Annotated in this window: 18 protein-coding genes and 1 pseudogene; 15 read left to right on the top strand and 4 right to left on the bottom strand. The window is 72.8% G+C overall.

The annotated features are described in order from the left end of the window. Positions 1-154: 154 nt before the first annotated feature. From ABGB05_RS06265 to ABGB05_RS06255, 3 genes are all read left to right on the top strand, one after another. Positions 155-868 carry an SDR family oxidoreductase gene (locus ABGB05_RS06265; RefSeq protein WP_347652252.1) on the top strand — a complete coding sequence of 238 codons (714 nt, stop codon included), beginning with the start codon at positions 155-157 and terminating at the stop codon, positions 866-868. Between the two features lie 92 nt (positions 869-960). Continuing rightward, positions 961-1,818 carry a type I methionyl aminopeptidase gene (map, locus tag ABGB05_RS06260; RefSeq protein ID WP_347652199.1) on the top strand — a complete coding sequence of 286 codons (858 nt, stop codon included), beginning with the start codon at positions 961-963 and terminating at the stop codon, positions 1,816-1,818. Then, a complete protein-coding gene (locus ABGB05_RS06255) occupies positions 1,815-2,525 on the top strand; it encodes a VIT1/CCC1 transporter family protein (protein ID WP_347652198.1) in 711 nt (236 codons plus the stop codon). Before map ends, ABGB05_RS06255 begins: the two co-directional genes overlap by 4 nt. 33 nt (positions 2,526-2,558) lie before the next feature. Here ABGB05_RS06255 and ABGB05_RS06250 read toward each other — a convergent pair whose 3' ends face one another. From ABGB05_RS06250 to ABGB05_RS06240, 3 genes are all read right to left on the bottom strand, one after another. Then, complete coding sequence (locus tag ABGB05_RS06250; RefSeq protein ID WP_347652251.1) at positions 2,559-3,041, bottom strand: nitroreductase/quinone reductase family protein; 483 nt, start codon at positions 3,039-3,041, stop codon at positions 2,559-2,561. Positions 3,042-3,154: 113 nt separating this feature from the next. Next, positions 3,155-3,577: a ferritin-like domain-containing protein gene (locus ABGB05_RS06245; protein ID WP_347652197.1), complete on the bottom strand. Its 423-nt coding sequence runs from the start codon at positions 3,575-3,577 to the stop codon at positions 3,155-3,157. 34 nt (positions 3,578-3,611) lie between these two features. Further along, positions 3,612-4,127, bottom strand: coding sequence for a hypothetical protein (locus ABGB05_RS06240; protein WP_347652196.1), 516 nt, complete (start codon positions 4,125-4,127; stop codon positions 3,612-3,614). Between the two features lie 239 nt (positions 4,128-4,366). Between ABGB05_RS06240 and rimP the strand changes: the two genes are divergently transcribed. From rimP to ABGB05_RS06195, 9 genes and pseudogenes are all read left to right on the top strand, one after another. After that, complete coding sequence (gene rimP, locus ABGB05_RS06235; protein WP_347652195.1) at positions 4,367-5,074, top strand: ribosome maturation factor RimP; 708 nt, start codon at positions 4,367-4,369, stop codon at positions 5,072-5,074. Continuing rightward, positions 5,071-6,126, top strand: coding sequence for a transcription termination factor NusA (gene nusA / locus ABGB05_RS06230; protein WP_347652194.1), 1,056 nt, complete (start codon positions 5,071-5,073; stop codon positions 6,124-6,126). The genes rimP and nusA overlap by 4 nt, the downstream gene beginning before the upstream one ends. Positions 6,127-6,141: 15 nt before the next feature. After that, positions 6,142-6,487 (top strand): annotated as a pseudogene (locus ABGB05_RS06225) (YlxR family protein). A gap of 93 nt (positions 6,488-6,580) precedes the next feature. Next, on the top strand, positions 6,581-9,589 hold the full coding sequence (gene infB / locus ABGB05_RS06220; protein ID WP_347652193.1) for a translation initiation factor IF-2: 3,009 nt from the start codon (positions 6,581-6,583) through the stop codon (positions 9,587-9,589). A 131-nt stretch (positions 9,590-9,720) separates the two neighbouring features. Beyond that, positions 9,721-10,014 (top strand): DUF503 domain-containing protein, encoded by a 294-nt coding sequence (locus ABGB05_RS06215; protein WP_347652192.1) that lies wholly within the window; start codon positions 9,721-9,723, stop codon positions 10,012-10,014. A gap of 162 nt (positions 10,015-10,176) precedes the next feature. Then, positions 10,177-10,689, top strand: a complete 513-nt coding sequence (rbfA, locus tag ABGB05_RS06210) for a 30S ribosome-binding factor RbfA (RefSeq protein WP_347652191.1) — start codon at positions 10,177-10,179, stop codon at positions 10,687-10,689. Between the two features lie 23 nt (positions 10,690-10,712). Then, a complete protein-coding gene (locus tag ABGB05_RS06205) occupies positions 10,713-11,777 on the top strand; it encodes a bifunctional oligoribonuclease/PAP phosphatase NrnA (RefSeq protein WP_347652250.1) in 1,065 nt (354 codons plus the stop codon). Between the two features lie 55 nt (positions 11,778-11,832). Further along, positions 11,833-12,240, top strand: coding sequence for a hypothetical protein (locus ABGB05_RS06200; protein WP_347652190.1), 408 nt, complete (start codon positions 11,833-11,835; stop codon positions 12,238-12,240). Next, entirely contained in the window at positions 12,237-12,446 is a 210-nt protein-coding gene (locus ABGB05_RS06195) for a DUF6186 family protein (RefSeq protein ID WP_347652189.1), read from the top strand. The genes ABGB05_RS06200 and ABGB05_RS06195 overlap by 4 nt, the downstream gene beginning before the upstream one ends. 97 nt (positions 12,447-12,543) lie before the next feature. Here ABGB05_RS06195 and ABGB05_RS06190 read toward each other — a convergent pair whose 3' ends face one another. Next, complete coding sequence (locus ABGB05_RS06190) at positions 12,544-12,930, bottom strand: hypothetical protein (RefSeq protein ID WP_347652188.1); 387 nt, start codon at positions 12,928-12,930, stop codon at positions 12,544-12,546. Positions 12,931-13,815: 885 nt separating this feature from the next. On the opposite strand from ABGB05_RS06190, the gene ABGB05_RS06185 reads away from it, so the two are divergent. From ABGB05_RS06185 to ABGB05_RS06175, 3 genes are all read left to right on the top strand, one after another. After that, positions 13,816-14,121, top strand: coding sequence for a hypothetical protein (locus ABGB05_RS06185; protein ID WP_347652187.1), 306 nt, complete (start codon positions 13,816-13,818; stop codon positions 14,119-14,121). Then, positions 14,118-15,761, top strand: coding sequence for an alpha/beta hydrolase (locus tag ABGB05_RS06180; RefSeq protein ID WP_347652186.1), 1,644 nt, complete (start codon positions 14,118-14,120; stop codon positions 15,759-15,761). Before ABGB05_RS06185 ends, ABGB05_RS06180 begins: the two co-directional genes overlap by 4 nt. An 89-nt stretch (positions 15,762-15,850) precedes the next feature. Continuing rightward, positions 15,851-16,282 carry a hypothetical protein gene (locus tag ABGB05_RS06175; RefSeq protein ID WP_347652185.1) on the top strand — a complete coding sequence of 144 codons (432 nt, stop codon included), beginning with the start codon at positions 15,851-15,853 and terminating at the stop codon, positions 16,280-16,282. Positions 16,283-16,324 lie beyond the last annotated feature (42 nt).

Raw genomic sequence — 16,324 nt, 5'->3', positions numbered from 1 at the left:
ACTCCGGTGCGTCCACCGGCGGCTGCCTGGCGCCGGTCGCCGTCGGCGAACGCGGTCCAGCACCCGGCGCGACGACACGTCTCGACCACGCCCCGGTACGTCGGGGAGGATGCCGGCAGGACGTGGGAGATCGAGAGGGGTGGCTGCGGTGGCGATGGGTGCGCGACTGGCCGGCCGGGTGGCGGTGGTGACCGGCGCCGGCAGCGGCATCGGGCTTGCGACGGTACGTCGACTCGCCGTCGAGGGAGCCCGGGTGGTCTGTGTCGACATCGCGGCCGAGGAGGGGCGGGCCGCCGCCTGGGAGGTGGACGGGGACTTCGTCGAGTGCGACGTCACCGACGAGACCGCCGTACGCGAACTCCTCGACGGGGTCGCGGCCCGGCACGGGCGGATCGACATCGCCGTCAACACCGCCGGCGTCTCGGCGCCGGACGACGAGGTCAACACCACCGGCGTCCAGCTCTGCTGCCGGTACGTCATCCCGCACATGCGCCGACAGGGCCGTGGGTCGATCGTCAACACCGTCCCGACCCCGACGCCGACCGGCAGCCGCCCCGACCACGGTGGGCGAAAGGGCGGGGTGCTGGCGTTGACCCGGGAACTCGGCGTCGAGCTCGCCCGGCAGGGGATCCGGGTCAACGCGGTCTGCCCGGGTCCGGTCGCCACCCCGGCGCTGTCGGAGCTGTTCGCGGCCGACCCGGCGCAGGTGGTTCGGGACCTGTCCGGCGTGCCGATGGGGCGGCTCGGCGAACCGGCCGAGATCGCCGCCGCGATCGCCTTCCTGGCCAGTGACGACGCTTCGTTCGTCACCGCCGCCCGGTTCGCGGTCGACGGCGGGGCCGGCGGGGCGTACCCCGTCCCGCAGTGAGGCGTACCCGCCCCCGGAGTGACCGGCCGGCGCAGCGGCCCCGGCGTCACCACCGGCGTACCGGGCCGGTCAGCGGCGATAGGCTGGAGGTCATGACCGTCCGCGCGCCGCTGACCCCCGGCACCCAGTCTCCGTGGCGCCAGGTGCCGCCGCACATCGTCCGCCCCGAGTACGTCGGCAAGAAGCGGCCGAAGGAGCACCGCGGCTCACACGTGCAGTCCGCCGAGACGATCGAGAAGATGCGGGTCGCCGGCCGGCTCGCCGCCCAGGCCACCCAGCTCGCCGGGGAGTACTGCAAGCCGGGTGTCACCACCGACGAGATCGACAAGGTGGTGCACGAGTTCCTGGTCGACCACGGCGCCTACCCGTCCACGCTCGGCTACAAGGGCTTCCCCAAGTCCTGCTGCACCAGCCTCAACGAGGTGATCTGCCACGGCATCCCCGACTCCACGGTGCTGATGGACGGCGACATCATCAACGTCGACGTCACCGCGTACCTCGACGGGGTGCACGGGGACACCGACGCCACGTTCTGCGTCGGCGAGGTCTCCGACGAGGCCCGACTGCTGGTGGAGCGGACCCACGAGGCGATGATGCGCGGCATCCGGGCGGTCGCCCCGGGACGCCAGATCAACGTGATCGGCCGGGTCATCGAGTCGTACGCCAAGCGGTTCGGCTACGGGGTGGTCCGCGACTTCACCGGGCACGGCATCGGGGAGACCTTCCACAGCGGCCTCTACATCCCGCACTACGACAGCCCTCGCCCGACCGACGTGATGGAACCGGGGATGACCTTCACCATCGAGCCGATGATCACCCTCGGCACCCACGAGTACGACGTCTGGGCCGACGGCTGGACCGTGGTGACGAAGGACCGGCGCTGGACCGCCCAGTTCGAGCACACCATCGTGGTGACCGAGGACGGGCACGAGATCCTCACGCTGCCGTGACCGACGCCACGACCCCGGTCAGCGAACACCACCACGCCGACGTCTCCGGCGGCTGGCTGCGCCCCGCCGTCTTCGGCGCCATGGACGGACTCGTCACCAACATCGCGCTGATCGCCGGGGTGGGTGGCGGTGGGGTGGCGCCCCGCAACATCGTGCTGACCGGCTTCGCCGGCCTGGTCGCCGGCGCGATCTCGATGGGCCTCGGCGAGTACACCAGTGTCCGGTCGCAGAACGAGCAGGTCGCGGCCGAGGTCGACAAGGAACGTCGGGAACTGGAGCGGAACCCCGCGGGGGAGGCCCGCGAACTGGCCGACGTGTGGGTGGACCGTGGGTTGCCCCGTGACCTCGCCGAGCAGGTGGCGGAGGCGCTGCGCCGCAACCCGGAGGAGGCGTTGCGGGTGCACGTACGGGAGGAACTCGGCGTCGACGCCGACGACCGGCCCAGCCCGTGGACCGCCGCGTTCTCGTCCTTCGTCTGCTTCTCGGTCGGCGCGGTGATCCCGCTGATCACCTACCTGCTCGGCTTCGACAGCCTGTGGCTGGCGCTCGGCGTGGGCGGCTTCGGCCTGTTCGTCGCCGGTGCGGTCGTCGCCCGGTTCACCAACCGGAGGTGGTGGATCAGCGGCGGACGGCAGTTGCTGCTCGGCGGCGCGGCCACCGCGGCGACGTACCTGGTCGGACGGCTGATCGGCGTCGGCACCGTCTGAGCCGCCCGGACCGGCTGCCGGACCGGGAGTCCGTCAGTCCGACGCCGTCGGCCGCCGCGGTTCGAGTCGGAACACCCGCAGGTCACGTCCGCCGGCCCGGTGCACGTACGTCTGGTACGCCGGCCACTCGCCGACCAGCAGCCGCCACAGCCGGTCCCGTTCCGCGCCCTCGGCCAGCCGGCCGTGGACCGGGATCTCCCGGCCCCGCACGGTCACCGTCGCGGCCGGGTCGGCGAGCAGGTTCACCGTCCACGCCGGGTGCGTGGTGCGGCCCCAGTTCGAGCCGACGACCACGTACGCGTCTCCGTCGGGTACCGCGAGCAGGGGGGTGCTGCGTGGCTGTCCGGACCGCCGTCCCGTGGTGGTGAGCAGCAGCGACGGCACCATGCCGAGGGCGATCACCCGCCCCCGGGTCAGCCGGGCGACGAGCCGGTCGGCCGGGACCACCAGCGGGGTACAGGCCGCGAACCAGCGGCTGTGCCCGATCCGGCGGATGAGACGGCCGAACCCGGGCACCGGTCTTTCCAGGGCGGGCATCGTCATAGTGTGCCGGCTCACGTTCGGTAGCCGGTACCGGGCCGAGGGGCCGGCCGTGACCTCGGCGTCCCGCCCGGGTCACCCCGCCACGGTCAGGTGGCCCGCCCCGGGAACGGCACGGTGGCCGGGGTGATCCCGGCCCGCCGCCGCCACCGGGTGGCCCGGACCGCCGCGTCGGTCAGCCCGTCCAGGACCCGGGTCCGCTCCGGTCCCTCGGTGGCCGGCAGCGCGGCCCGCCAGACCCCCGCGGTCCGCTCCTCGACCTCGACCGCCAACCGGAGCGCGCTCGCCTCGTCGGTGACCGGGAACGGCAGGGCGTACGCGGCGGCGGCCGGTGGCACGTCCACGCCCTTCGCGGTGAGCAGCAGGACCAGGCTGTCGCGTCGACTCCGGTGCGCCGCCTCGGCGTCCCGGGCCTGGTCGACCGCCTTGCCCTTGAGGCGTACCCCGATCGGCCCGTACGCGTATACCGCCGCGTGTTCGGCGGCGAGCGCCGCCGCCAACTCCTCCGACATCAGGCCCTCCCCGCCGGTCGGCCGGTGCGTCCGGTCACCGGACCACCTCCAGGTGGGTGGCCCGGGCGGCGGCGATCGAACCGACCAGCGCGGCCCGGTCGGCCGGCGCCTCGGTGCAGGCCTTCTTCGCCGCGTCGCGGCCCTCCTGCTCGGCCTTGCGCAGTTCCCGCAGCACGTCGGCGTCGCTGGTGCCGCCGCCGATCGAGGCCGGTGAGGGGGCGGCGGTCGCGGGCGGCGGTGTGGCGCCGATCACCCGGGCCAGTTCGGTGGCGTGCGCCCGGTGCGCCTCGGCGACCGGGCGCAGCCGGTCGGCCAGCTCGGGGAAGGCGGCGATCGCCGCCTCGTAGCGGGCGGCGAGGTCCAGGGCTCCGGCCATCATCGGCTCGAGCGGGTCGGGTGCGGGCGGGGGTTCGGGCTCACCCTCGAAGAGCCCGCAGCCGGTCAGCGCGCCGGTGGCGCCGACCAGCGCCACCAGGGCGACCGACCGCAGCAGCTCGCGTCGGGACCGCCCGGGCAGGCCGGTGTCCTGGTTCGTGTCTGTGCTCCGCACGCGGCCCAGTCAACACCATCGGTGCCGCCGGTGTGGTCGGCACCGTCATGGTCGGTGCCGGGCGCCCGGATCGCCCCTCGGCCCCGCCCGGGCTGGTGGCGCAGGCCCGTCGTCGGTGCGCCGCCCGGGCCCCGGGCGGGCCAGCGCGTTACGCTCTGCGCAGCCGCCGGACGCTTCCGTCCGGTGGCACGCTGGTATGGCTACCGGAACGTGGCCGGTGGTGAGGAGAGGAGGCGGAGATGACGCAGCGTGGCCGTGTCGCAGGCCGGCCGAGGACGGGCCAGCGCGCCCCTGGGCGCCCCCGTGACGACGCGTCCGCCCGCCGACTCCGGCTCCGTGCCGTGATCGAACCGGTGGTCTCCGCCGCCGGCTACGACCTGGAGGACCTCTCGGTGTCCCGGGCCGGACGACGGTTCGTGGTCCGGGTGGTCGTCGACCACGACGGCGGGATCGACCTGGACGCGGTGGCGGATGTCTCCCGGGCACTGTCCAAGGCGCTCGACCAGGCGGAGGAGAGCGGTGGCGACCTGGTCGCCGGCGAATACCAGCTCGAGGTCAGCTCACCCGGCGTCGACCGGCCGCTGACCCTGCCCCGGCACTGGCGACGCAATGTCGGACGCCTGGTCAAGGTGACGGTGAACCCGTCCGGTGCCGCCGGAGAGGGCGGTACGGAGACCGAGGGGACCGAGCGGCGGGCCCGGCAGCTGACCGGACGGGTGGTCGAGGCGGACGAGCACCGGGTGGTGCTGCGGACCGACGACGGCCAGGCCGAGTGGGCGTACCCCGCCCTCGGCCCGGGCCGGGTCCAGGTGGAATTCAACCGACTCGACGAGATCGCGGACGACGATCTGTTCGACGAGGGCGACGACGATGACTATGACGACGGCGTCGATGCCGAAGACGTCGACGGCGGCGACGACGAAGATGTGGAGGGCGAGGAGCGGTGAACATCGACCTCGCGGCGTTGCGCGCCCTGGAACGCGAGCGGGAGATCCCGTTCGACACGATCCTCGCGGCGATCGAGACCGCGTTGCTGACCGCGTACCGGCACACCGAGGGGGCCCAGGCGCATGCCCGGGTCGAGATCGACCGCCGGACCGGGGCGGCCTCCGTCTACGCCCAGGAGCTGGACGACGAGGGCACCGTGCTGCGGGAGGTGGACGACACTCCGCACGACTTCGGGCGGATCGCCGCGATGACCGCCAAGCAGGTGATCCTGCAGCGGCTCCGGGAGGCCACCGACGAGGTGCACTTCGGCGAGTACGCCGGCCGGGACGGTGACCTGGTCACCGGCATCGTGCAGGCGCACGAGGCGCGGGCCGAGAAGGGCATCGTCTCGGTCGACCTGGGCAAGGTCGAGGCGGTCCTGCCACAGGCCGAGCAGGTCCCCGGCGAGCTGTACGAGCACGGCCAGCGGCTGCGGTGCGTGGTGGTGCACGTGGTGAAGACCTTCCGGGGTCCGCAGATCACCCTGTCCCGTTCCCACCCGAACCTGGTGAAGCGGCTCTTCGCGCTCGAGGTGCCGGAGATCGCCGACGGCACGGTGGAGATCGCCGCGATCGCCCGGGAGGCCGGTCACCGGACCAAGATCGCGGTTCGGTCGACGGTGCCCGGGGTGAACGCCAAGGGCGCCTGCATCGGTCCGATGGGGCAGCGGGTCCGCGCGGTGATGAGCGAACTGCACGGCGAGAAGATCGATATCATCGACTGGTCGGACGACCCGGCGGCGTTTGTCGGCAACGCGCTCTCCCCGGCCAGGGCGCTGCGGGTCGAGGTGGTCGACGCGGCGACCCGGACCGCCCGGGTCACCGTGCCGGATTTCCAGCTTTCCCTGGCGATCGGGCGGGAAGGGCAGAATGCCCGACTTGCTGCCCGTCTCACCGGTTGGCGCATCGACATCCGCCCCGACACCGAACCGGTGCCGAGTCCGGCTCCGGCCGGTCGGCAGGGCGGTGCTGATCACCGGGCAGAGGCGGACGGAGCGATCTCGGCCGGGTAGGGGTAGACTTTCTCAGTGGTACGACGCGCGTGGCCGGAACGCACCTGTGTGGGTTGCCGGCAACGGGCGCCTGCCGGCCAGCTGCTGCGGATCGTCGCGGTCGGCGATGAGGCTGATCACAGCCTCCGACCCGATCCGGCCCGTAGGCTACCGGGACGGGGAGCGCATCTGCATCCTGACCCGGCTTGCCTGACGCTGGCACTGCGGCGTCGCGCCTTCGGGCGGGCACTGCGTATCGCTGGCGTACCCGACGCGAGTGAGTTGGCCGAGCATCTCCATGGCGTCGACACACCCCGACCGGTCACCCGACCGGGCGGGACCGACGCAACGGACCGCAAGCAAGGTAGGACGACCGACATGAGCACACGATGAAGTCCCAGAAATGACCAGGCTTCAAGTGCACGAGTGAGGTCGCTGCGGGTGCTGCCCGCACGACCTCGGAGTGAGGAGTGCAGTGGCAGGCAAGGCCCGCGTACACGAGCTGGCTAAGGAGCTCGGGGTCGAAAGCAAGACCGTTCTCGCCAAGTTGAAGGAGATGGGCGAGTTCGTCAAGTCCGCGTCGAGCACCGTCGAGGCCCCGGTGGCCCGTCGGCTGCGCGGCGCCTTCGTCGCGTCCCAGGAGTCGGCGGCCCCCACGGCCACGCCGGCCCCGCCGACGCCGAAGGCGCCCTCGATGCCGGGTGGTGGCGAGCCCAGGATCTCCGCCAAGCCGGCGCCGCCGCGTCGGATGGTGCCGCCGGCGGCCAAGCCGAAGGGTCCGGTTCCGGGCCCGCCGCAGCCGGCAGCCCCGGTAGCCAAGCCGGCGAGCGCGCACGACATCGAGGTTGCCGCCGCCGAGGCGCGTGCGGCCGCCCTGAAGGCCGAGCAGGAGGCGACCGTCAAGGCCGCCCAGGCGGCTCGGCAGCAACAGCAGCAGCGTGGTGACACCGCCCGGCCGGAGCGTCCGGCCGACGGTGGCACCGGCACGGCCCGGCCGAAGCCGGGACCGGGCGCCATGCCGCCCCGGCCGGGTTCCCCGGCCGCGGGGCGTCCGACGGCACCCGGCGCGCCGACCCCCGGCCCCGGCCGGCCCGGTGCCCGCCCGCCGGCCCGTAGCGGCGGCAACAACCCGTTCGGCATCACGCCGGGTGGGCAGCGTCCGGCCGCCTCCGGCGGTCCCCGGCCCAACCCGGCGAACATGCCGCCGCGGCCCAGCCCGGCGTCGATGCCGCCGCGGCCCAGCCCGGCGTCGATGCCGACGCAGCGTCCGGGTCGCCCCGGTGGCGGCCCCGGCCGTCCCGGTGGTCCCGGTGGCGGTGCCGGTCGTCCCGGTGGCGGTGGCGGTGGCTTCCGTGGCGGTCCCGGTGGCGGCGGCGGTGGCGGTGGCTTCCGTGGCGGTCCCGGTGGCGGCGGCGGTGCCGGTGGCGGCTTCCGTGGCGGTCCCGGTGGGGGCGCCGGCGGTGCCGGCGGTGGTTTCCGGGGTGGTCCCGGTGGCGGTGGCGCACCGGCCGGTGGCGGAGGACGTCCCGGTGGCGGCGGCCGTGGTCGTGGCGGCGGTGCCGCGGGTGCCTTCGGGCGTCCGGGTGGCCGGCCGACCCGGGGTCGGAAGTCCAAGAAGCAGCGCAGACAGGAATTCGACAACCTGTCGGCGCCGACCATGAGCTCGGGCGCTCCGCGCGGCCAGGGCCAGGTCATCCGGCTGCCGCGTGGTGCGTCGTTGTCCGATGTCGCAGACAAGATCAACGCGAACCCCGGTTCGCTGGTCCAGGAGATGTTCAACCTGGGCGAGATGGTCACCGCGACCCAGTCGTGCTCGGACGACACCCTGCAGATTCTCGGCGAGCACCTCGGCTTCGACATCCAGATCGTCAGCCCCGAGGACGAGGACCGTGAGCTGCTGGCCCAGTTCAACATCGACCTGGACGCCGAGGTCGCCTCGGACCGGCTGGTCAGCCGTCCGCCGGTGGTGACCGTGATGGGTCACGTCGACCACGGTAAGACCAAGCTGCTCGACGCGATCCGCAAGGCGAACGTGGTCGAGGGCGAGGCCGGTGGCATCACCCAGCACATCGGTGCCTACCAGGTGCACGTGCCGCACGAGGGCGAGGAACGGGCGATCACCTTCATCGACACCCCGGGTCACGAGGCGTTCACCGCCATGCGTGCCCGTGGTGCCCAGGTGACCGACATCGTCATCCTGGTGGTTGCCGCCGACGACGGCGTCATGCCGCAGACGATCGAGGCGCTCAACCACGCCAAGGCGGCCGACGTACCGATCGTGGTGGCGGTCAACAAGGTCGACAAGCCCGACGCCAACCCGGACAAGGTCCGCCAGCAGTTGACCGAATACGGTCTGGTCGCCGAGGAGTACGGCGGCGACACCATGTTCGTCAACGTGGCGGCCAAGCCCGGCATCGGCATCGAGGACCTGCTCGAGGCCGTCCTGCTCACCGCCGACGCGTCGCTGGAGCTGACCGCTCCGATCGACGGGCCGGCCCAGGGCGTGGCGATCGAGGCGCACCTCGACAAGGGGCGCGGCGCGGTGGCCACGGTGCTGGTGCAGAAGGGCACCCTGCGGGCCGGCGACTCGATCGTCGCCGGTGGGGCGCACGGCCGGGTCCGGGCCATGCTGGACGAGAACGGCAAGCCGGTCCCCGAGGCCGGTCCGGCACGTCCGGTCATGGTGCTCGGTCTGACCGCGGTACCGGGAGCGGGTGACACCTTCCTGGCCGCCGAGGACGACCGCACGGTCCGGCAGATCGCCGAGCAGCGGCAGGCCCGACGGAGGGCGGCGGCGTTCGCCAACTCCCACCGGCGGCCCAGCCTCGAGACGATCATGGAGCAGCTCAAGGAGGGCGAGAAGACCTCGCTCAACCTGGTGCTCAAGGGCGACGGCTCCGGTTCGGTGGAGGCCCTGGAGGACGCGCTGTTCAAGCTCGACATTCCGGAGGAGGTCCAGCTGCGGATCATCCACCGGGGTGTCGGTGCGATCACCGAGAGCGACGTGATGCTGGCCAGTGCCTCGTCCGAGGCGGTGACCATCATCGGGTTCAACGTCCGGGCCTCCAACAAGGTCCGGGAGATCGCCGACCGCGAGGGTGTGGAGATCCGGTACTACACGGTCATCTACCAGGCCCTGGAGGAGATCGACGCGGCCCTCAAGGGTCTGCTCAAGCCGGAGTTCGAGGAGGTCGAGCTGGGCACCGCGGAGATCCGCGACGTGTTCCGCTCGTCCAAGATCGGCAATATCGCCGGTTGTATCGTCCGGTCGGGTGTCATCCGCCGCAACGCCAAGGCGCGGCTGCTGCGCGACGGGGCGGTCGTGGCCGACAACGTCACGATCAGCTCGCTCAAGCGGTTCAAGGACGACGCCACCGAGGTCCGCGAGGGCTTCGAGTGCGGTCTGACGTTGAGCAACTTCAACAACGTCCAGGTCGGTGACATCATCGAGACGTTCGAGATGCGCGAGAAGCCGCGCGCCTGATCGATGTCGACACCGGTGGCCGGGACCCGTACGGGCCCCGGCCACCGGTGTTTCCACGCCCGGTCGCGGCGTACCCGGGGCCACCGAAAAGGTGGAGATCACGGGGCGGTCGATGCCGTACTGTTCCCGCCGTGTACACCGGAACCGCCGTTTTTGACGTCCTCCTGCCCGGCGACTCACGCTCGTTGAAGGCGAAGAGGTCCTATGTTCGTCCCATTGTCGCCGCCCTGCGCCGGTTCGAGGTCTCGGCGGCCGAGGTGGGTGATGCCGACCTGCACGGCCGGGCCCGGATCGCGGTCGCCCTGGTCGCCTCCGAGGCACACCACGTCGGCGAGGTGCTCGACGCCTGCGAGCGTCTGGTCGCCGGACGACCGGAGGTCGAGTTGCTCTCCGTGCGCCGGCGGTTGCACGGCGAAGATGACTGACCCGTCGTACCCGGGGCCGAAGCCGGCGGGGGTCGCGGATGCCGACGGCGGCGACGCGGCCCCCGGCCACGCGGGTAGTGTTCACCAGGTCGGCCGGTCCGGCCGCGGCGCCTGGCGCGCCGCCGGTCCGGCCCGGGAGCAGGACGCCGTGGAGGTGCGGAGATGACGGACCCGGCCAAGGTGCGCCGGCACGCGGAGCGCGTGCGGGAGCTGGTGGCTTCGGTGGTGCGTACCCAGATCAAGGATCCCCGACTCGGCATGATCACCATCACCGACGCGCGGATCACGCCCGACCTGCGGGAGGCGACGGTCTACTACACCGTGCTCGGCGACGCCGCCGAGCAGGCGTCCACCGCCGCCGCGCTGGAGAGCGCCAAGGGTTTGCTGCGCAGCACCGTGGGCAAGGCCCTCGGGCTGCGCCACTCGCCGACCCTGGCGTTTGTCCTCGACAACGTGCAGGACCAGGTCAAGCACATCGACGACCTGCTGGCGGCGGCCCGCAACGCGGACGCGGAGGTGCAGCGGCTGGCGGCCCAGGCGGAGTACGCGGGCGAGCCGCAGCCGTACCGGGTCGACGAGGACGACGAGACGGACGAGGGCGACGAGACCGTGGACGGCGAGCGGGGCACCGCCGCCGCCCCGCCGCCCGCCGACGGTGCCGGTGACCGGCGGTGAGCGGCGGCGCCCTGCTCGCTGACGTGGCAGCCACCCCGACGGCGCCGCAGCCGACCGAGGCCGAGTGGGCGGCGGCGGTCGACGCGGTCGGCCGCCTGCTGGCCGGCGACGGCCGGATCCTGCTGGTCTGCCACGTCAACCCGGACGGGGACGCGCTGGGCAGCATGCTCGGCTTCGGACTCGGGCTGCGCCGACTCGGCGTACGACAACTCCAGGCGACCTTCCCGGGCCGACCGGAGGTGCCGGAACCGTTCCGGAGCATGCCCGGGCTGGACCTGCTGGTCCCGGCGACCGAGGCGTACCCGGATCCGGACCTGGTGATCTGCTTCGACATCGCGGCGGTCTCCCGCCTCGGCGACCTGGTCGACCGGCTCGACCGGGCCGGTACGTCGCTGGTCCTCGACCACCACGCCTCGAACACCCGGTTCGGCCGGACCAACCTGGTCGACCCGTTCGCCGCGGCCACCTCGGTGGTGGTGGAGCAGCTGCTCGACCGGCTCGGCGCGCCGCTGGACCGGGAGATCGCCGAGTGCCTCTACATCGCGCTCGCCACCGACACCGGCTCGTTCCGCTTCGACATGACCACCCCGGCCGTGCACGAGATGGCCGCCCGGCTGCTCGCCACCGGCCTGCGACCCGGGGAGATCTCCCAGCGGATCTTCGACACCCGACCGTACGGGGCCGTCCGGCTCTACGGTGACGTGCTGGCGCGTGCCCAGCTCGAACCGCTGGCGGTCGGCGGCCTGGGACTGGTCTGGACGTACGCCACGCTGGAGGACCTGGCCCGGCACGGGCAGCGCCCGTACACGCTCGAACCCCTGATCGACTCGGTGCGCTGCACCGCCGAGGCCGACGTGAGCTTCGTCCTGAAGCAGGTCGCCGAGGCCGAGTGGGCGGTCTCGATGCGCAGCAAGGGCGCCACGGACGTGAGCCGGGTCGCGGTCGCGCTCGGCGGTGGCGGTCACCGGCTGGCGGCCGGGTTCACCGCGTACGGGTCGGTGCCGGACGTGGTCGACACGATCCGGGCCGAGTTGGCCCGGGGTACGGGCGATCCGGGGCGGACCGGGACTGACCTGCAAGATCAGTAGTGGCGGGGCTGGCGTCGCGCTTCCCGCTCGGCGCCGGCCCGGGGACAATCGGCTCATGGAACAGCAACCGGAGCTCTCCGCCGATGTGCCCCGGGCCTGGGACCGACCGGTCTTCTCGGTTCCGATCCTCGTCTTCCTCTCGCTGATCGGAGGCCAGTTCGCCTCCTTCTCGGCCGCGGCCAACCTCTACTCGATCGGGCTGGGTGGGGCGCTGGCCTGGGTGGGTCTGTCTCCCCGGATCCCCCGCCGGGCGGTGCCGGCACGGCTGGGACCGGGCGCCCGCTGGTGGCTGCTGCCGATCCTGATCTTCGGGGTCTTCGAGGCGGCGACCTTCATGCTCGGCTCTCGGGACGACTTCCCGACCTTCTCCAAGCTCGCCGACCCGCTGCTGGAGGACTCGCTCGCCCGGTCCGCGGCGTACTTCGCGTGGCTCTCGGCGTTCTGGGGGCTGGTGCGCCGATGAGGCAACTCGCGATCGCCGGCTTCGTCGGCGCCCTGGTGCTGCTTGTCGTGGTGGAGTGGACGGCCCGGCGCGAAGGGTCCCGGATTCCCACCCTCGGCGACGTCTGTGCCTACGTGATGCGGTACGAGGTCGGCCCGGTGCCGGTCGGCCGGATCGCCGTGATCGGCTTCTGGTGGTGGATGGGCTGGCATTTCTTCGCCCGCTGACGTGACGCCCGGTTGTGATGACGGTTGCCGGGGCGCCGGGCCTGCCTGACGAAGGGCGCGCCGAACCCGGTCCGTCCCCGGCGGGGTGGCACCCGGGTCAGAGCGTCGGCCGACGGCCGGGGAGCTCGCGGACCGCGGCCAGGAACCGGGCCTGGTCGCCACGGGGCGCCGGGTTGACGATCCGGATCCACGACCCGTCGTCGAAGACGATGGTGGACGGGAACCGCACCAGCCGGGTGCTGCCGTGCTCGGAGTCGATCCGGGCCGCCCGGCTGCGTGCCACGCTCCACAGCAGCCGGGGGCGGCGTCGGTCCGGCCGCCCCTCGGGAGGACGGAGCCCCATCCGCAGCAGGTGCAGGTGGGTGTCGGGCTCGTCACTCGTCCGGAACTCGTCGCGCAGCTCGCGGGCCCGGTCCCGGGTGGTCCGGGCACTGTCCCGTACCGCGCCGACGAACCGTCCGAGTCGCTCCCACGCCTCCGACACGTCGTCCCTCCCTCCCTCCCTCCCTCGACCGGCCGGGCGGTTCGGCCCGGTGGTGGCTGCCGGACATTCTGGCCGACCCGGGCCGGCGGTGGGTGCCGGGTGGGGCGCCGCGGCCGGCGGGAGCCCGGCGTACGACGGGCGCCGTACCCGATCTCCGCCCGGTGCCGTTGTAGGGGAGTCCGCTGAACTGCGGTTACGGTCAACTGGCGTCCCGGATCGCGGGAATGGTGTACAGGATGTGGACCTGAACGATAACTTGGGTAGTGGAACTGAACGATACCTAGGGTCGGGTTGCGCGCTCCACCCGAGCTGGTCACCCGACGACCACGCACACCGTCCGCCCTCCAGGGTCAACCGACCCGGGCTCACGCTGCCCTGGCCTGGCGACCGTCCGGCGATCCCGGACCCGCTGCCGAGGCGCCACAGCAGACCCCGCCGCAGCGGGTGCGGCAGACGCCGCGCCACGTGCCCTGGAAGGAGCCATCCCATGGCGGCAAAGCCCAGCAAGCCCAAGCCCGACAACACCGACGAGGCCCGCGAGCAGGCCCGGCGCGCCCTCCAGATCTCCATGGACACCCGTCAGTGACCGGTGTCGAGGTGGGCTGACGGACGGGCCTCAGGGCGTCGTCGCCCTGCGACGACGGGATCCACGATCCAGACTCGTCGACCCGTCCGTCCGTCCGCACCGCACCGCACCGCGGCGGGACGACGGCCGCCCGCGCCGGCTTGCGCGCCGGCCGGGGTGCACCGAACCCGACGTCGTCCGGTGGTGTCGGCACCGTCCGTACGGATGGTGATCGCCAAGGGTTCGACGTTGGTATATTCCGTCCCCGGGAGACCAACGTGACCGGATGACCCCGGTCGCGGGCCTTGCGGGGAGGCGACATGAGTCAACCGGTAAGGGTGAACGTGCCCGGCCTGCGCTCACTCGGCGGTGAGATCGTCGGTCACGGCACCGAGTTGAGATCCGACGTCAGGTCGGTGGAGGGCCGGCTGGTGCCCGGGGCCGGCGGAGCCGGCTGGGCGACCGCGGAGGCGACCCAACGGGCCGCGGACGGCTGGGAGTCGTACCTCAACGGTCTCGGCGGCCGGATCGAGGCGTCCGGCCAGTCGCTGATCGACGCGGCGAACAACTACACGGCCTCGGACGACCGAGCGGGACAGCGGCAGGGTCGGGTACGCGCCCGATGAGCGGCGGAATCACCTTCGAGATGCTGCTGAACGCCGATCCGGAGGTGTGGCGCCGGGCGGCGCAGGGCTGGGACCAGCTCGGTCGCCGCGCCGACGACCGGTCGGACGACTACGCCAGCTCGGCACGGCGGATCCCGGACGTCTGGGAGTCCGGCCCGGCGGCGAGCGCTGCCCAGCAGCACTGCGACGGGCTGCGCAAGGAGCTGGAGACCGTGTTCCCGCCGGTGTCGACGATCGCGCAGACGCTGGCGCAGCACGCCAACGACGTCTCGGAACTGCGCACCCGGGCACAGGACCTGGTGACACAGGGGCGGGCGGCACACGTCACGATCAACCCCGACGGGTCGATGACGATGGACCCGGCGCACGCCAACGAGTGGACCGCCCGCGCGATGTCGCAACTCGTCTGGCAACGGGACGCGCTGCTGCGGCAGGCCGCGGAGCTGGACGGGCGGGCCGCGCGGGCCATCGCGGAGAACACCGCGACCGCCTCCGGCACTCCGATGTCGAAGGTCGACCGGTCGACGGTGCCCGGCAAGGGGACCGACCCGGCCGAGGTGAAGCGCTGGTGGGACTCGTTGACCCCGGCGCAGCGGCGGTACGTGACCGCCGAGTACCCCGAGCTGGTCGGGGCGCTGGACGGCGTACCGGTGGCCAGCCGCGACGTGGCCAACCGGATCGTGCTGGACCGGGAGCAGGACGCGCTCACCGCCCGACGCGACGAACTCGACAACCGCGAGGCGTACATCCGGTCGATGGTCGAGCAGGGGCGGGGCGCGGAGCTGTATCCGGGCGAGTCGAACAAGGTCGGTGCGGCGCTGACGGAACTCGACCGGATCCGGGAGGAGCGGGAGCGGATCGACCGCAACCTGCGCGGCCTGGACAGGATCACCGACCGGCTGGAGGACCCGGACCGGCCACGGGCGTACCTGATCGGACTCTCCACGGCCGACGACGGACGGGCGATCGTGTCGGTGGGCAATCCGGACGCCGCCGACAACGTGCTGACGTACGTGCCGGGGACCGGGGTGGAGCTGTCGAAAGTCGGGGGCGAGCTCAACCGGAACGACCACATGGCCGCCGACGCGCGGGTGGCCGACCCGTCGGCGGAGACCGCATCGATCATGTGGCTCGGCTACGACGCGCCGGACTCGATCGCCTGGAACGCGCCGTTCGACGGCTCCGCCGAGGGCGGCGCCCCACACCTGGACCGGTTCCAGGACGGGCTGCGGGTCACCCACGACGGTGAGCCGTCCCGCAACGTGGTGCTCGGGCACAGCTACGGTTCGACGGTGATCGGGCACACCGCCCAGCAGGGGAACGGCATCAACGCCGACGCCCTGGTCTTCGTCGGCTCGCCCGGCGTCGACACCAACTCGGCGAGCGACCTCAGGGGCGTGCCGACCTCCGAGGTGTGGGCCACCCGGGCCGAACACGACGTCATCAGGCGGGTGCCGGACTGGGACATCGCGCACGGCAACGACCCGACCCGGGAGGACTTCGGCGGGCGGGTCTTCACCAGTGATCCGGGCGACCCGGACAACGAGGGAAAGACCCACTCGGCGTACTGGGACGAGGCCAACCTGGCCCGGGAGAACATCGCCCTGATCGTCACGGGTCAGACGGGCAAGGTCAGTTGACGGACGTACGGGGCTGGCGGAGGGTGGCGCTGGTGGCGACGGTCGTCGTCGCCGGCCCCGCCGTCGCGGGGTGTCAGGAGGAACCGGGCATGCAACCGACCATCACCGCCGAGCAGGCGGCGCAACGGGTGGAGGAGCTTCTCCAGGAGACGTACGGGCAGCTTCCGCCCGGGGCGCGGCTGGAGCTCTTCGGCGTCGCGGGCACGCTGCCGTGTGACGACCCGACCGACGGCGGTCCGGCCGGTCGCGTCTTCTACGAGAAGCGGTACGAGGTGGTCTTCCCGGCGGACTGGCCGGCGGACCAGGCGCTGCCGATGCTGGCCGACCACTGGCGACGGCACAACTACACGATCGTCAACGACCTGAGCGACCGCAGTGACCCGCGACTCAGCGTCGAGCACCCCGAGGACGGGTTCCGGGTCACCGTCGCGGTGTGGAACCGCGACTCCGGTGCGGTCGACATCTACCTCACGGGTGGCTCACCCTGCGTCTGGGAGCACGGCACCCCGGACCCGCAGTGACCGGGGAGCCGGCCGTCCGTTGTGCGCCGTCGCAGCCCGGCC

This window comes from Plantactinospora sp. B5E13 (assembly GCF_039871775.1).
Taxonomy (GTDB): domain Bacteria; phylum Actinomycetota; class Actinomycetes; order Mycobacteriales; family Micromonosporaceae; genus Plantactinospora.
Note: the sequence above shows the minus strand (reverse complement) of the source record. Positions and strands in the feature narration are given on the sequence as shown.

Excerpts from the sequence above, each read along its gene's own strand:
- ABGB05_RS06265 (WP_347652252.1), top strand. The coding sequence starts at position 155 with ATGGGTGCGCGACTGGCCGGCCGGGTGGCGGTGGTGACCGGCGCCGGC.
- map (WP_347652199.1), top strand. The coding sequence starts at position 961 with ATGACCGTCCGCGCGCCGCTGACCCCCGGCACCCAGTCTCCGTGGCGC.
- ABGB05_RS06245 (WP_347652197.1), bottom strand. The coding sequence starts at position 3,577 with ATGTCGGAGGAGTTGGCGGCGGCGCTCGCCGCCGAACACGCGGCGGTA.
- rimP (WP_347652195.1), top strand. The coding sequence starts at position 4,367 with ATGACGCAGCGTGGCCGTGTCGCAGGCCGGCCGAGGACGGGCCAGCGC.
- rbfA (WP_347652191.1), top strand. The coding sequence starts at position 10,177 with ATGACGGACCCGGCCAAGGTGCGCCGGCACGCGGAGCGCGTGCGGGAG.
- ABGB05_RS06200 (WP_347652190.1), top strand. The coding sequence starts at position 11,833 with ATGGAACAGCAACCGGAGCTCTCCGCCGATGTGCCCCGGGCCTGGGAC.
- ABGB05_RS06195 (WP_347652189.1), top strand. The coding sequence starts at position 12,237 with ATGAGGCAACTCGCGATCGCCGGCTTCGTCGGCGCCCTGGTGCTGCTT.
- ABGB05_RS06185 (WP_347652187.1), top strand. The coding sequence starts at position 13,816 with ATGAGTCAACCGGTAAGGGTGAACGTGCCCGGCCTGCGCTCACTCGGC.
- ABGB05_RS06180 (WP_347652186.1), top strand. The coding sequence starts at position 14,118 with ATGAGCGGCGGAATCACCTTCGAGATGCTGCTGAACGCCGATCCGGAG.
- ABGB05_RS06175 (WP_347652185.1), top strand. The coding sequence starts at position 15,851 with ATGCAACCGACCATCACCGCCGAGCAGGCGGCGCAACGGGTGGAGGAG.